Source organism: Rhodococcus phenolicus (assembly GCF_001646785.1).
GTDB lineage: Bacteria > Actinomycetota > Actinomycetes > Mycobacteriales > Mycobacteriaceae > Rhodococcus > Rhodococcus phenolicus.
In genome coordinates this window covers 113,837-128,285 of sequence record NZ_LRRH01000020.1, presented here as the reverse complement: position 1 = coordinate 128,285, position 14,449 = coordinate 113,837, and the positions used below count along the sequence as shown (strand labels likewise).

Here is a 14,449-nt window from a genome sequence, read left to right as displayed (position 1 = left end):
AACCATTCGGGGGATATCAGTTTGTGATCTTTCGCACATCGGACCGATGTCGATCGGTCACACCACACCTATGCCATACCCAACAGTTCCCAGGGGGAACCGGACCGTACGCGGCCGGCTGGGCTTACGGAAGGCCGAATTTTTGCTGCTCCCGATGTCACCCACCGACTCGATGTTTCTGCTCGGCGAATCGCGCGACCACCCGATGCACGTCGGGGGCCTCGCCCTGTTCGAACCGCCGGAAGGCTCCGGCCCCCAGCAGCTGCGTGCGATGCTCGACGCAGCGCTCGCCCGCCCCGCCGTGGCTCCCCTCCTGCGCAGGCGGGTCACACGATCGATCACCTCGCTGGGACAGTGGGGCTGGGACACCGACACCGACGTCGACCTCGACCACCACATCCGCCACGACGCACTGCCCGCTCCCGGCGGGATCACCGAACTGTTGACGCTGACCGCCCGCCTGCACGCCACCCCGCTCGACCGCAGCCGCCCGCTGTGGGAGATGCATCTGATAGAAGGACTGGACGACAACCGATTCGGGGTGTACTTCAAGATCCACCACGCCCTCGCCGACGGAGTGGCCGCGATGTCATTGCTGCACGGTGCACTGAGCGAGGACCCCGAGGCGTCCGGCATGCCCGCCCCCTGGGAACCACCGGTCCGCAAGCGCCCTCCACTCCGCCTGGTCCCGGACGTTCCCGCCGACAATCCCGGCGCCGGCCTCCTCGACCTGCCGACAGCGGCCGTGCGCACCGCCCGCGCCGCCCTCGGCTTGGCCCGCGGCACCCTGGGCGAGGCCGCCGGCATGCTGCCCGCCATTGCCGGCACCGCGGACCGAGCACTCCGGCGCCGCGGCGGCCCGCTCACCGTCGCCGCACCGAAGTCCCTGCTCAACGTGCCCATCGGCGGGGCCCGGCAGTTCGCGGGCCGATCCTGGCCGATCGAGCGCCTACGCCTGGTCGCCAAATGCGCCGACGCCACCATCAACGATGTGGTGCTCGCGATGTGCGCCGGCGCGCTGCGCACCTATCTCGGCGACCTCGGCGCGCTACCCACCGATCCCCTGATCGCAATGGTGCCCGTCTCCCTCCGCGACGAGAAGCAGACCGCCACGGCGGGTAACGGGATCGGGGTTCTGATGTGTGATCTCGCCACCCATCTTGCCGATCCCGCGGAGCGGCTCGAGACGGTGCGTACCTGCATGCGTGACGGCAAGGATTGGATGCGTACCCGCAGTTCGGCGCAGATTCTCGCGATGAGCGCGCTCGGCACCGCGCCCACCGAAATCACCCAGCACCTGGGAGGGCTTCGAACCCCGAGCCGCCGGTCTCCCGATTCCGATCGCACGCGGGCCTCGCTCTCGGCTCCGGTGTGCCGGTCTCCGCACCCGTATTGATGCTGACCGGCTCGCTCGCCCTGTGTGCGCTGGTGGTCGTACTCACCGTGGTCTGCGTCGGTCTCGCCACCCTCATGATCTGATCGATCCACGTCCCACAGGACTTTCACGTATGAACGCACCGCCCACGCGGATGACCGCTTCGGTGAGCGCCCCCTTTCCTGCGAGGGCACCAGCGACCCGACTTCGGCAGCGGAAGGGGCGAACCATCAAAACCCGCAATCCACCACAGATCGCAGCGCTGCGAGGCGTCGGCCCGAACCGGGGGTCGGACAGCGTGACACAGGGCATGGTGCAGTGGTTCGACAGTGAAAAGGCTTCGATTCATCGCCCCGGACGACGGCCTCTGCCGACGTCGTTCGTGCCGAGAGCAGACGTACCTGCCGGCGGGGCCGAAGCGTCGACGAGCCGAGCCGGGCACTGCCGCGGGCGGCGATCCGTCAGCATGTCCTGAACTGAAGGATCCGTCAGCATGTCCTGAACTGAAGCAGGGGGAGGTAGCTCCGGCGACCATATTCGCGCACGGGATGTGCGCATAGACTGCCCACTCATGTCCGGGAATCCAGCATTCGACCACCTCATCCAGTCGCTGGTCGCTGCGGTGGGCCGACCCACGTTCGAACGCGGGAGGCGCTACGCCGAGTCGGGCGCGGTCGTCGACTGCGGATTCGACGAGGACAATCTCGTCGGTTTCGGAAGGATCGCCGGCACACGGATGTACCAGACCGTCGTTCAGCTCCGCCCCGGACCACAGGGACTCGACTTCGAGTACGGAGAATGCTCGTGCCCGGTCGGCTACAACTGCAAGCACACCGTAGCGCTTCTACTCACATTGCTTGCCCCGCAGGAGGATGCAGCTTCCATCGCTCCCCCGTGGGAAGCACAGTTCGAAGCGATTTTCGAGGACCACGACACCGGCCCCGGGGTGCCCCTCGCGCTGCAACTGGCGTTGGCGCAGCGAGCACACGCTCCCGCGCCCGCACTCACCGCCCGGGTGCTGCGCCCCGGGCGTACCGGGTGGGTGTCCGGCAACATCTCCTGGCAGAACCTGGCCTACACCTACGACGTGAACAAGCAGCACCAGCAGTTGTTGCTCGAACTCGCGGCGCTGGCACACGCATCGACCCGGAATTACTACGGTTCCGCCCAGACCAACCTCGACCTGTCTGCGGTGTCGCCGCGACTGTGGTCGCTGCTCGACGATGCCCACCGTCTCGGGATCGAATTGCGCTACGCGAAGAAGAAGCACGGTTCGGTGCCGCCGCCGGGCACCGCGGATGTGCACGTCGACATTGCCGACTCGGGTGACGGCCTGACGGTCACCCCCGCCTTACGCCTCGGCGACGACGAGATTGCGACCGCGGTCGGGTTCATCGGTGCTCCCGCCCACGGCGTGATCCACCTTCCGCCGGGGGATCACAACGGTGCCGCGCCGACGGATCTGCCGTTCCGTCTCGCGCAGCTCCGCACCCCCGTCGTCGCAGGCATGCAACAGTTGCTGCAGAGCAACGGTGCCCTCACGGTGCCACCTGATCAGGTGCCGCGGTTCGTGACCACCTACTACCCGCGCCTGCAGCGGACAGCGACCGTCATTTCCGCCGACGGCTCGTTCACGGCACCGACCGTCACCGGGCCGAGGCTGCTACTGCACGTCGCGTTCCGTCCTCAGCATCGCGTCGATCTGCACTGGCAGTTCGCCTACGCCGTCGGCGACGGCGAGTACACGGTCGAGTTGTACGAACGTCTCGGCGACACCATCCGCGATCGCGACGTGGAGGACGCGCTGCTCGCCGGTATCCGGCCGGTGGTCGCCCCGTTCGGCCTGGAGAACACGATCGATCGGCGACTGTTCTCGCGTCTCACCTGCACAGGATTCGATACGGCCCGCCTGGTGTCCGAACTGCTGCCGCTGCTGTCCGGCCGTGACGACGTACAGGTGCGCGTCGAAGGCACCCCCGCCGACTACCGCGACGTCGGCGACAGCCTGCGAATCGGACTGTCCACCAAGGCCACGGCCGACTCCGACTGGTTCGATCTGGACATCACCATCGACCTCGACGGTGCAACCATCCCGTTCCGCGAGGTGTTCACCGCGCTCAGTGAGGGCGCGGCATATCTGATGCTGCCCGACGGGGCCTACCTGTCGCTGGACAAACCCGAACTGCAGCAGCTGCGCCGGCTCGTCGACGAAGCTCGCGCGCTGCGCGAGAACGACGATCCGGATCGTGTGCAGCTGAGCCGATTCCAGGCCGGTATCTGGGAAGAACTGGCGACGCTCGGTGTGGTCGACAAGCAGGCCGCAGCTTGGAAGAGGCAGGTGCAGGGACTCCTCGACGTGAGGTCGACAGCGAAGACCCGGGTGCCGAAGGCATTACAGGCGACACTGCGGCCGTATCAGCTCGATGGATTCCGGTGGTTGACGTTCTTGTGGACGCACGGGCTCGGCGGAATCCTCGCCGACGACATGGGCCTCGGCAAGACCCTGCAATCGCTTGCACTGGTCTGCCACGCTCGCGCGAAGCGACCCGCGGATCCCCCGGTTCTCATCGTCGCGCCGACGTCGGTGGTTTCGAACTGGGCTGCCGAGGCCCGGGTGTTCACGCCGGATCTGAATGTTGTCGCGATCACCGAGACGTCCGGAAAGAGCGGACTGCAGCTGGTCGAACGGCTCGACGGTATCGACGTCGTCGTCACGTCGTACACGCTGCTGCGCCTCGACATCGACGACTATCTCGACCGGGATTGGTCGATGCTGCTGCTCGACGAAGCGCAGTTCGTCAAGAACCACCGGGCGAAGGCCTATCAGTGTGTGCGGCAGATCGAGGCGCCGTTGAAGGTCGCGATCACCGGTACCCCGATGGAGAACAACCTGATGGAGTTGTGGTCGCTGCTGTCGATCACCGCGCCCGGCCTGTTCCCCCACCCGACGAAGTTCCAGGACTACTATCGCAAGCCCATCGAGAGCGGGAGCAACACCGAGCTACTGGTGCAGTTGCGGCAGCGCATCAAACCGCTGATGTTGCGTCGCACGAAGGAGCAGGTCGCCACCGATCTTCCGGAGAAGCAGGAGCAGGTGCTCGAGGTGGATCTCGCACCGAAACACCGTGCCCTGTACGACCGGCAGTTGCAGCGGGAACGGCAGAAGATTCTCGGGCTCGTGGACGACCTGGACAGCAACCGATTCACGATCCTGCGGTCGCTGACACTGCTGCGGCAGATGAGCCTCGATCCGGCCCTCGTCGACTACGCGCACAGCAAGGTCGGCTCCGCCAAGATCGATGCGCTGCTCGAACAACTCGACGACGTGATCTCCGGCGGACACCGGGCACTGGTGTTCAGTCAGTTCACCGGGTTCTTCGACCGTGTCCGGGCACGGCTCGACGCCGCCGGAATCGACTACCTCTATCTGGACGGCAAGACCCGCAACCGCGGCACGGTCCTCGAGGAATTCAAATCCGGACAGGCACCGGTGTTCCTCATCAGTCTCAAAGCCGGCGGATTCGGCCTGAACCTGGTGGAGGCCGACTACTGCTTCCTGCTCGACCCGTGGTGGAATCCCGCCACAGAGGCGCAGGCGATCGACCGCACCCACCGTATCGGGCAGACCCGCAACGTCATGGTGTACCGGCTGATCGCCCGCGACACCATCGAAGCGAAGGTGCGGGCGCTGCAACTCCGGAAGTCGGAGCTGTTCTCCTCCGTCGTCGACGACGGCGAGATGTTCTCCTCGACCCTCACGGCCGACGACATCCGCGCGCTGTTGGCGTGACCCCCTCGTGCGTGGTTCCGGTAGCGCCGGCTACCGGAAACACGCACGGGCGCGTCAGCGCAGCGGAATACCCAGCAGTGCGTCCACTGCGTCGGCGAACAGTCCCGGCGCGCCCGCGTCGTCCCCGCCGCGCTCGACCGCGAAGCGGGCCCAGCCGTCGAGAGCGTCGAGGGCCTTGGGGGTGTCGAGGTCGTCGGCGAGGTGCTGGCGCAGCCGGGCCACCACATCCTCGGCGGACGCAGCCGATTCCAAGGCCGCGGCCCGGCGCCACAGCGCCAGACGCGCCTCGGCGGCGGTGAGCACGTCGGCCGTCCACGCACGGTCCACTCGATAGTGCCCGGACAGCAGGCCCAGACGGATCGTGGCGGGGTCGACCCCTTCGCCGCGCAGCTTGGAGACGAACACGAGGTTGCCGCGGGACTTGGACATCTTCTCGCCGTCGAGGCCGATCATGCCGGAGTGCACGTAGTGCCGCGCGAACCGGCGGTCGCCGGACACCGCTTCGGCGTGGGCGGCGGAGAACTCGTGGTGCGGGAAGATCAGATCGCTGCCGCCGCCCTGCACGTCGAAGCCGGTGCCGATGCGGTTGAGGGCGATCGCGGCGCATTCGATGTGCCAGCCGGGTCGGCCGTCGCCGAACGGGGACGGCCACGCGGGTTCGCCCGGTCGCTGCGCACGCCACAGCAGCGCGTCGAGCGGGTTGCGCTTTCCGGCGCGGTCGGGGTCGCCGCCGCGTTCGGCGAAGAACCGCATCATCGTCTCGTGGTCGTAGCCGGATTCGTAGCCGAACTGTTCTGTGGCGTCGACCCGGAAGTACACGTCGGGGTACTGCTCGTCGTCGACGACGTAGGCGGCACCGGACGCGACGAGTTTCTCGACCAGCTCCACGACCTCGTTCACCGATTCGACGGCGCCGATGTAGTCGCGCGGCGGCAGCACCCGCAGCGCCTCCATGTCCTCGCGGAACAACGCGGTCTCGCGCATGCCGAGGACGACCCAGTCCTCGCCGTCCCGGTCCGCGCGTTCGAACAGCGGATCGTCGACGTCGGTGACGTTCTGCACGTAGTGCACGTCGTGGCCGGCGTCGCGCCAGATCCGGTTGACGAGGTCGAAGGCGAGGTAGGTGGCGGCGTGCCCGAGATGGGTCGCGTCGTACGGGGTGATGCCACAGACGTACATGGTGGCCGTGGCTCCCGGAGTGACGGGACGGACCGCCCGGTCGGCGGTGTCGTACAACCGCAACGGAGGTCCCTGACCAGGGACGGACGGGAGCGCGATATCGGACCAAGACTGCATGGCACGAGCCTAATGGAGACCTGCGTGTGACCTGGATCGAGGCCGGTGGTCGGTCAGAATGCGGGCCACGGAATGCGGCGCTCTCCGAGGGGCTTCGGCATGACCGGTCGCGCGAGCAGCGCCGTGATGCGCGCGCGCAGTGCCGCGACCTCGGCGCCGGTGATGTAGGCGCGCAACTCGTTGCCGAATTCGCCGTCGAGGCGCTGGGCGAGTTTCTCGAGGTCGGTGAGCAGTTCCGGGTCGACGGTGCTGCCGGCCCAGCCCCACAGCACGGTGCGCAGCTTGTTCTCCCGGTGCAGGCAGATGCCGTGGTCGACGCCGTACACGCCGCCGTCGAGCCCTTCGAGGGCGTGGCCGCCCTTGCGGTCGGCGTTGTTGATGATCACATCGAGCACCGCCATGCGGTTCAGGCGCGGGTCGTCGGCATGGACGAGCACGACGTCGGCGCCGTCGTAGTCGCGGGCCCGCAGGATCGGCAGGAAGCCGGTGGGGACGGCGTCGGCCGGGCACAGGTCGACCAGGTCGATGCGGCCGCCGGGTGCGTCCTCGGGGTCGGGGGTGTCGATCCACTGCTGCACCATGCCGGTGCCGAACGGCCCGTCGCGTAGCACGGTGACCGGGATGACACCCCAACCGAGCGCCTCGGAGATCAGGTACGAGGCGACCTCTCGTCCGGCGAGGGTGCCGTCGGGGAAGTCCCACAACGGCCGCTCGCCGCGGACGGGCTTGTAGACGCAACGGACCGCGGTGCCGTCGAGGGTCGCGTCGCACACGAGCGTGGCGTTGCTCGCGTGCACCACGCGGCCGACGACGGTCAGTTCGCCGCCTTCGAGCACGTCGCGGATGTCCGGGGTGCTCACCGGGTCAGGACTCCTCACCGAACCAGGATGCGGGATCGAAGCCCGGGGTGCGCAGGTAGCCGTTGGTCCGGATGCACACGTGCCCACCACCGTCGATGGGTTCGCCGCACAGGGGGCACGGGGTGCGGCCGGCGGAGACGACCATTTCCGAGCGGGCCGCGAACTCGAGGGCCTGTTCGGGGGTGAGGAACACGCGCACGGCGTCGGGTCCGTCCTCGGTGTCGTCGAGGACGACGGACTCGTCGAGTTCGGCCTCGGTGACGGCGAGGAGCTCGACGACGACGGCGCTGCTGTCGGCGTCCCAGCCCAGGCCCATTGTGCCGACGCGGAACTCGGCGTCGATGGGGGTGATCAGCGGGCTGATGTCGATATCGGGATCGTCGGGCAGGTCGGTGCCGAACCGGCGGTGCACCTCTTCGAGGAGCAAGCCCATGCGGTCGGCGAGGATCTTCACCTGCTGCTTCTCGAGCATGACGCTCACCACGCGGGAGTCGTGCACGGCCTGCAGGTAGAACACCCGGTCGCCGGGCTCACCGACGGTGCCGGCGACGAATCTGTCCGGGGTCCGGAACACGTGTATCGCGCGGGCCATCGCACCTCCTCGAGTCGAATGCTTCGAATGTGCCGAACACTGCCATTATCCGCCGGACGCCGCCGCATCCGGGGTGTCCGCCGCCGGGTTCACCTCACCGCCGGGCACCGATTTCGGGGGGACGGCGAGGCCGGCCAGATCCGGGCCGGTGTCGTTGACGCGGAGTACGAACGGCCGGGTCTCGGTGTAGCGGACGACGCTGAGGGAGGCCGGTTCCGCGACGATCCGCTGGAAGCCGTCCAGGTGGGTGGCGAGTGCATCGGCGAGCACGGATTTGATGACGTCGCCGTGGCTGCACGCGACCCACACGACATCGCGGCCGTGCTGCTCGGTGAGCCTGATGTCGTGTTCGCGGATCGCGGCGACCGCGCGGACCTGCACCTGAGCGAGGCCTTCGCCGCCGGGGAACACGGCCGCGGAGGCGTGCTGCTGCACGACCTTCCACAGCGGTTCGCGCACCAGCTCGGACAGTTCCCGGCCGGTCCACTGCCCGTAGTCGACCTCGGCGAGCCGGTCGTCGACGATCGGTGTCAGACCGCGGTCGGTGGCGAGCGGGGTCACGGTCTGCAGGCAGCGCAGCAGCGGCGAGTGCACGATCTGGGCGATCTCCAGGCCGGAGAGCCGGGCGATCAGGCCCTTGGCCTGGATGTGACCGAGTTCGTCGAGTTCGACACCCGGGGAACGACCGGCCAGGACGTGCGAGGTGTTGGCCGTCGAACGTCCGTGCCGCAGCAGGATCACCGTCATGGAATCCAGACTAATGGGCCGTCGGTACCCGGGCGGGTCACCGCACCGCACGGTCCCGCCGTCACGGTGGACTCGGTCACGTGGCGGAGATCACACCGGTGCCCAGCAGGGCGAGCACGAGGACACCGAGCAGGATGCGGTAGCCCACGAACCAGTACATCGAGTGGTTGCTGACGAACTTGAGCAGCCAGGCGATCGCCGCATAGCCGACGCCGAACGCGATGACGGTGGCGACGAAGAGCTGCGGACCGGAGGCGTTGAGGCCCTCCCCTGCCGGTTCGAACGCGTCGGGGAGGCTGAACAGCCCGGACGCCAGGACGGCGGGGATGGCGAGCAGGAACGAGTACCGGGCCGCGGCCTCGCGCTTCAGGCCGAGGAACAGGCCGGCCGAGATGGTGCCACCGGAACGCGAGACCCCGGGGATCAGCGCCAGGGCCTGAGCGGAGCCCATGACCAGGCCGTCCCGCAGGGTCAGCTGTTCGATGCCGCGCTTCTTGGGGCCGTAGTACTCGGCGGCGGCGATGACCGCGGAGAACACGATGAGCATCGTCGCGACCAGCCACAGGTTGCGGGCGACGGTGCGCACCTCGTCTTTGAGCAGGATTCCCAGAATGCCGATGGGAATGGTGCCGAGCAGCACGTACCAGCCCATCTTGTAGTCGTGGTCGTCGCGTAGCTGCTTGTCGAACAGGCCGCGGAACCAGGCGACGAGGATGCGCCAGATGTCGCGGGCGAAGTAGACCAGCACGGCCGCTTCGGTGCCGAGCTGGGTGACGGCGGTGAACGAGGCGCCCGCGTCGGATCCGAAGAAGATCTCGGAGACGATGCGCAGGTGCCCCGAGGAGGACACCGGCAGGAATTCGGTCAGGCCCTGAACGATGCCGAGCACGATCGCCTGTATCCAGGTCATGGATTCGCCGATCATGCGGCGACCTCCCCGTGGGCGTGACTGCAGGGGCGCGTGGTGCGATCGAATCTCACTCGGGGCACAGTACGCGGCGCGCCTGAACACTTCTCGGGCTGTCGCGGCACTAGGGTGCTGTGCCAGGGCGGGGTGTCGCGGTAGCGGCCCGGCGACCCGATCGGACGGTCACGAAACGCGGGCGGTTATGGAACAGAGAACGGTGGGAGCGAGCGGGCTGCGCGTCTCGCGGCTCGGTTTGGGCACCCTGACCTGGGGTCGCGGCACCGACGGCGACGAGGCCGCGGCGCAGTTGACGGCGTTCGTCGACGCCGGCGGCACGCTCGTCGACACGTCCTCCGCGTACGGCGACGGCATGTCGCAGCGGATCCTCGCCGAGTTGCTCGACGACGTGGTACCGCGCGACCAGCTCGTGCTGTCGGGGAGTTCCGGCATCGACACGTCCAAGCTCGGCGAGGGACGCGTCGACTGTTCCCGCGGCGGGCTGCTGACCCAGCTCGATGCGACCCTTCGTGAGCTCGGCACCGATCATCTGGACGTGTGGCAGGTCGCCACCTGGGATCCGCAGACGCCGGTGGACGAGGTCGCGGCGACGCTGGACTATGCGGTCACCAGCGGGCGGGTCCGCTACGTCGGGGTGCGCGGCTATCTGGGCTGGCAGCTCGCGACGGCCGCGACCGCGGCGACGCGCGGGGCGCGCCTGGTGAGCACTCAGGTCGAGTACTCGCTGTTGGCGCGGGGTGTCGAAGAAGAACTGATCCCGGCCGCGACGTACCACGGGGCGGGTGTCTTCGCGGCGGTGCCGCTGGCCGGTGGTGTCCTCACCGGGAAGTACCGCAGCGGTGTCCCGGCCGACTCGCGGGGTGCCGACGAGGTGCACGCGGAGGAGGTTCGTCACTATCTGACGGAATCGGCGGTGCGGGTCGTCGACGCGGTGGTCACCGCCGCGGACGGGCTCGGTACCTCGCCGCTGGCGGTGGCGCTGGCCTGGGTGCGGGACCGGCCCGGGGTCGCGTCGACGCTGGTCGGCGCCCGGGATCTGGCGCAGCTGACCGGAGTGTTGGTCGCGGAGGAACTGGAGTTGCCGGCCGCGATCGCGGCGGCGCTCGACGATGTGAGCGCCTGAAACCGCTGCCCGGGACACGAAACCTCCCTCGCGCACCCTCGAAAAGTTAGGTTACCCTGCTCGGTAGGTTCGGGTTGGCTACAGCAGGGAGAGCACATGACCGCCACCGAGGTTGCCGGGTTCGCCGAGCGCATCAAAACCGGCACCGCCGCGGCACACAGCGAGACCGAGAACTCGGCGTTCGTCACCGAGCTGCTCGCCGGGCAGCTCGACACCGCCGGATACGCCGCCCTGCTGGCTCAGTCCTGGTTCATCTACGAGGCGCTCGAGCGGATCGGCGCCGGGTACGCCGACGACGCGATCGTCGGCCCGTTCCTCGCCGACGAGTTGCTGCGCACCGCCGCGCTCGAGGCCGACCTGCAGTTCCTGCTCGGTGACGACTGGCGTGCCACCGCCGCGCCGCTGCCCTCCACCGAGCGGTACGTGCAGCGGCTCGAGGAGGTCGCCGCGACCTCTCCCGAGGCGTACCTCGCCCACCACTACCTGCGTTACCTGGGTGATCTGTCCGGCGGCCAGATCATCCGCCGCATGCTCGAGCGGGCCTACGGCTACGAACGCGACGGCCTGCGTTTCTACATCTTCGACGACATCCCGAAGACGAAACCGTTCAAGGACGCGTACCGCGCGAAGCTCGACGCCGCGCCCCTCGACAGCGCCCAGCAGCAGGCCGTGATCGACGAGGCGAACCTGGTGTTCGGCCTCAACCGCGACCTGTTCGCCGACCTCGGTGACAACCTCGACAGCTATCGGGTGGCGACGCCGCGATCATGAGCCGCTTCCGTCGTCGCATTCTGTTCCTTCTCCTTCCGTTGGTGACGGTGCTCGGCGTCGCCGGGTGCAGCACCGGAGCCGACATTGGTTCGGGGACCGGCACCGGGGCGCGCACGGCGGTGATCGCCGACCGGGATCCGCGGCCCGTCGCGGAGGACCCGGTCCCCTCCCTGCCCGCGACGGTCCGCAGCTTCGACGGCGTCGACGTCACCGTCACCGATGTCTCCCGCATCGTCACCGCCGACCGTTCCGGCACTCTCGCCCAGACCGTGTTCTCCCTCGGTCTCGGCGACAACCTGGTGGGCCGTTCGACGGCGAGCTTCCCGGCGTCGGAGCATCTGCCGAACGTCACTCCGGGCGGGCACGGCCTGAACGCCGAGGCGATCCTGGCGCTCGACCCGACCGTGGTGCTGACCGACACGTCCGTCGGCCCGCTCGCCGTGCAGGAACAGTTGCGGGCCTCCGGGATCCCGGTGGTGTTCGTCGACCCGGCCCGCACGCTCGACACGGTGGCCCCGGGAATCGAAGCGGTCGCCGCGGCGCTGGGCGTACCCGACGAGGGGGCCGCGCTCGTGCAGCGCACCGAGGAGGAGATCGCCGCGGCGTCGGCGTCGATCCCAGCGGACCATCCCGAACCGACCGTGGCGTTCCTCTATCTGCGGGGATCGGCGATCAAGATGCTCGGCGGACCCGGGTCGGGCGCCGACGCGCTGATCGGTGCGCTCGGCGGCAAGGACGCCGGGACGGTCGCGGGTCTCAGCGCCGAGTTCACCCCGATCACCAGCGAGGCGATGATCGCCTCCGCGCCCGACGTGATCCTGATCATGACGCGCAGCCTCGAGTCGGTCGGCGGACCCGAGGGTCTCGCCGCACTGCCCGGTGTCGAGCAGACACCCGCGGGGAAGGACGGCAGCATCGTCGACATGGACGATTCGCTGCTGCTGAGCTTCGGGCCGGACACCGGCAAGGTCCTGGCGGCACTCTCCGAGGCGCTCTACCCGCAGGCGCAGGAATGACGGCGGTCACCGACAGCACTGCGACGCCGGGAAGCAAGAAGGAAGCGGGCGCCCGGCGCAGCACCGTGGTGTTCGTCGGGCTGATCGTGACGTTGGTCGCGCTGGCCCTGGTGTCCGCGTGTCTCGGTCAGGTGCCGACCAGCCCGGCCGAGGTGATCGGCAGTCTGCTGCACCGCATCGGGCTCGATCTGGGGCCGATGCCGGCGCATCCGGCCGGTGACGTCACGTTGTGGCAGGTGCGTTTCCCGCGGGTCGTGCTGGCGATGCTGGTCGGTGCCGCCCTCGGTTGCGCCGGGGCGCTGCTGCAGGGGGTGTTCGCCAATCCCCTCGCCGAACCCGGCGTCATCGGTGTCTCGTCCGGTGCCGCGGTCGGCGCGTCGCTCGTGATCGTGCTGGGAGGCGCGTTCACCGCGGGCTGGGCGCTCGCCGGAGCCGCGTTCGTGGCGGGTCTGATCACCACCGCCGTGGTCTATGCGTTGTCGCGGTCGAACGGCCGCACCGAGGTCGTCACGGTGATTCTCACCGGTGTCGCCGTGAACGCGGTCGCGGGTGGACTCATCGCGCTGTTCACCTTCGTCGCCGATCCGGCGGCCCGCGATCAGATCGTGTTCTGGCAGCTCGGCAGCCTCGGCGGCGCCACCTGGGAGATCGTGTCGATCGTCGCACCGCTGGCGCTCGCCGGGATCGCCGCGGCGATCGTGCTCGCCCCGAAGCTGGATCTGCTGTCGCTGGGCGAATCCGTGGCCCGGCATCTGGGTGTCGACGTCGAGCGTGTACGGCAGGCCGCGATCGTGATCGTCGCGGTGCTGGTCTCGGCGGCGGTCGCGTTCACCGGCATCATCCTGTTCGTGGGGCTCGTCGTGCCACACCTGATGCGCATGGTCCTCGGGCCCGCGCATCGGCGCCTGATCTGCGCGAGCGCCCTGTGTGGCGCGGCGACGCTGCTCGCCGCCGATCTCGGTGCCCGCACCCTGGTCCCCAACGCCGATCTGCCGCTGGGCATGCTCACTGCGCTGGTCGGCGGTCCGGTGTTCTTCTGGATGCTGCGCCGCACCCGCGCGAGCCAGGGAGGGTGGGCGTGAGCGGGCCTCGCCTGTTCGGCCGGTGGCGCGACGACCGGCAGGTCCCGGAACGGTCCGGTCCGGGCTCGGTGACGACGCGCGCGACCCGTGTGCGGCTGCAACGCGGCGACCGGCAGATCCTGCACGATGTCGATCTCGAGGTGCGGGTCGGCGAGGTGCTCGCGCTGGTCGGACCGAACGGCGCCGGCAAATCCACGCTGCTGGCCGCCCTCACCGGTGATCATCCGATCTCGGCCGGGCGTGTCGAGGTCGACGGGCGGCCGCTCGACGACTGGGTACCGGTCGCGCTGGCCCGCCGCCGCGCCGTGCTCCCGCAGCAACACACGGTCGGCTTCCCGTTCACCGCCGGTGAGGTGGTGCGGATGGGACGCGCGGCGTGGGCACGGACCGCGCGGCAGAGCGACGACGACGCCCTGGTGGCCTCCGCCCTGGCCGAATGCGACGTCGCGCACCTGGAGGACCGCCCGTTCCCGGCCCTGTCCGGGGGTGAACGTGCCCGGGTCGCGTTGGCGCGGGTGCTCGCGCAGGACACCGAGACTCTGCTGCTCGACGAGCCGACCGCCGCTCTGGATCTGGGGCATCAGGAAGCGGTGATGCAGGTGGTGCGGGCACGCGCCGATCACGGGCACGCCGTCGTCGTGGTGCTGCACGACCTGGGGCTCGCCGCGGCGTACGCCGACCGGGTGTGTGTGCTCGAGCACGGCCGGGTCGTCGCGGACGGGCTCGCAGGCGAGGTGCTCACCGAGGAGCTGCTCAGCCGCGTCTACGCGTATCCGGTGCAGGTGAGCACCGACCCCGCCACGGGCACTCCCCTGGTGCTGCCTCGGCGGGATCGGCCGGGCCCGTCGATCGCGGTCACCGGCTGAACCCCG

12 protein-coding genes are annotated in these 14,449 nt (G+C 69.1%); 7 read left to right on the top strand and 5 right to left on the bottom strand.

The genetic code is table 11. The annotated features are described in order from the left end of the window. Positions 1-142: 142 nt before the first annotated feature. Together A8G15_RS07405 and A8G15_RS07400 are read left to right on the top strand one after the other, a co-directional pair. Positions 143-1,396, top strand: coding sequence for a wax ester/triacylglycerol synthase family O-acyltransferase (locus A8G15_RS07405; RefSeq protein ID WP_068157310.1), 1,254 nt, complete (start codon positions 143-145; stop codon positions 1,394-1,396). Between the two features lie 550 nt (positions 1,397-1,946). Continuing rightward, complete coding sequence (locus A8G15_RS07400; RefSeq protein WP_068157309.1) at positions 1,947-5,165, top strand: DEAD/DEAH box helicase; 3,219 nt, start codon at positions 1,947-1,949, stop codon at positions 5,163-5,165. Between the two features lie 54 nt (positions 5,166-5,219). On the opposite strand, the gene mshC is transcribed toward A8G15_RS07400, so the two are convergent. The 5 genes from mshC to A8G15_RS07375 all read right to left on the bottom strand — a co-directional run bounded on the left by mshC (position 5,220) and on the right by A8G15_RS07375 (position 9,582). Then, complete coding sequence (gene mshC / locus A8G15_RS07395; RefSeq protein WP_068157308.1) at positions 5,220-6,461, bottom strand: cysteine--1-D-myo-inosityl 2-amino-2-deoxy-alpha-D-glucopyranoside ligase; 1,242 nt, start codon at positions 6,459-6,461, stop codon at positions 5,220-5,222. Between the two features lie 53 nt (positions 6,462-6,514). Beyond that, positions 6,515-7,321 carry an SCO1664 family protein gene (locus A8G15_RS07390; protein ID WP_068157305.1) on the bottom strand — a complete coding sequence of 269 codons (807 nt, stop codon included), beginning with the start codon at positions 7,319-7,321 and terminating at the stop codon, positions 6,515-6,517. 4 nt (positions 7,322-7,325) lie between these two features. Further along, positions 7,326-7,913 (bottom strand): DUF3090 domain-containing protein, encoded by a 588-nt coding sequence (locus A8G15_RS07385; protein ID WP_068157303.1) that lies wholly within the window; start codon positions 7,911-7,913, stop codon positions 7,326-7,328. 45 nt (positions 7,914-7,958) lie between these two features. After that, positions 7,959-8,660, bottom strand: coding sequence for a histidine phosphatase family protein (locus A8G15_RS07380; protein WP_068157302.1), 702 nt, complete (start codon positions 8,658-8,660; stop codon positions 7,959-7,961). Between the two features lie 76 nt (positions 8,661-8,736). Beyond that, positions 8,737-9,582: an undecaprenyl-diphosphate phosphatase gene (locus A8G15_RS07375; protein WP_211270128.1), complete on the bottom strand. Its 846-nt coding sequence runs from the start codon at positions 9,580-9,582 to the stop codon at positions 8,737-8,739. A gap of 187 nt (positions 9,583-9,769) precedes the next feature. Here A8G15_RS07375 and A8G15_RS07370 point away from each other — a divergent pair, with 187 nt between their 5' ends. The 5 genes from A8G15_RS07370 to A8G15_RS07350 all read left to right on the top strand — a co-directional run bounded on the left by A8G15_RS07370 (position 9,770) and on the right by A8G15_RS07350 (position 14,443). Continuing rightward, the gene (locus tag A8G15_RS07370; protein ID WP_068157296.1) at positions 9,770-10,708 is read left to right on the top strand and encodes an aldo/keto reductase; all 939 of its coding nucleotides are present in this window, start codon (positions 9,770-9,772) and stop codon (positions 10,706-10,708) included. Between the two features lie 96 nt (positions 10,709-10,804). Next, positions 10,805-11,479: a biliverdin-producing heme oxygenase gene (locus A8G15_RS07365; RefSeq protein ID WP_068157293.1), complete on the top strand. Its 675-nt coding sequence runs from the start codon at positions 10,805-10,807 to the stop codon at positions 11,477-11,479. Next, positions 11,476-12,495 (top strand): heme/hemin ABC transporter substrate-binding protein, encoded by a 1,020-nt coding sequence (locus A8G15_RS07360; RefSeq protein ID WP_068157290.1) that lies wholly within the window; start codon positions 11,476-11,478, stop codon positions 12,493-12,495. Before A8G15_RS07365 ends, A8G15_RS07360 begins: the two co-directional genes overlap by 4 nt. After that, the gene (locus A8G15_RS07355) at positions 12,492-13,577 is read left to right on the top strand and encodes a FecCD family ABC transporter permease (RefSeq protein ID WP_068157287.1); all 1,086 of its coding nucleotides are present in this window, start codon (positions 12,492-12,494) and stop codon (positions 13,575-13,577) included. Before A8G15_RS07360 ends, A8G15_RS07355 begins: the two co-directional genes overlap by 4 nt. Further along, positions 13,574-14,443, top strand: a complete 870-nt coding sequence (locus A8G15_RS07350; protein WP_245687746.1) for a heme ABC transporter ATP-binding protein — start codon at positions 13,574-13,576, stop codon at positions 14,441-14,443. The genes A8G15_RS07355 and A8G15_RS07350 overlap by 4 nt, the downstream gene beginning before the upstream one ends. Positions 14,444-14,449: the final 6 nt, after the last annotated feature.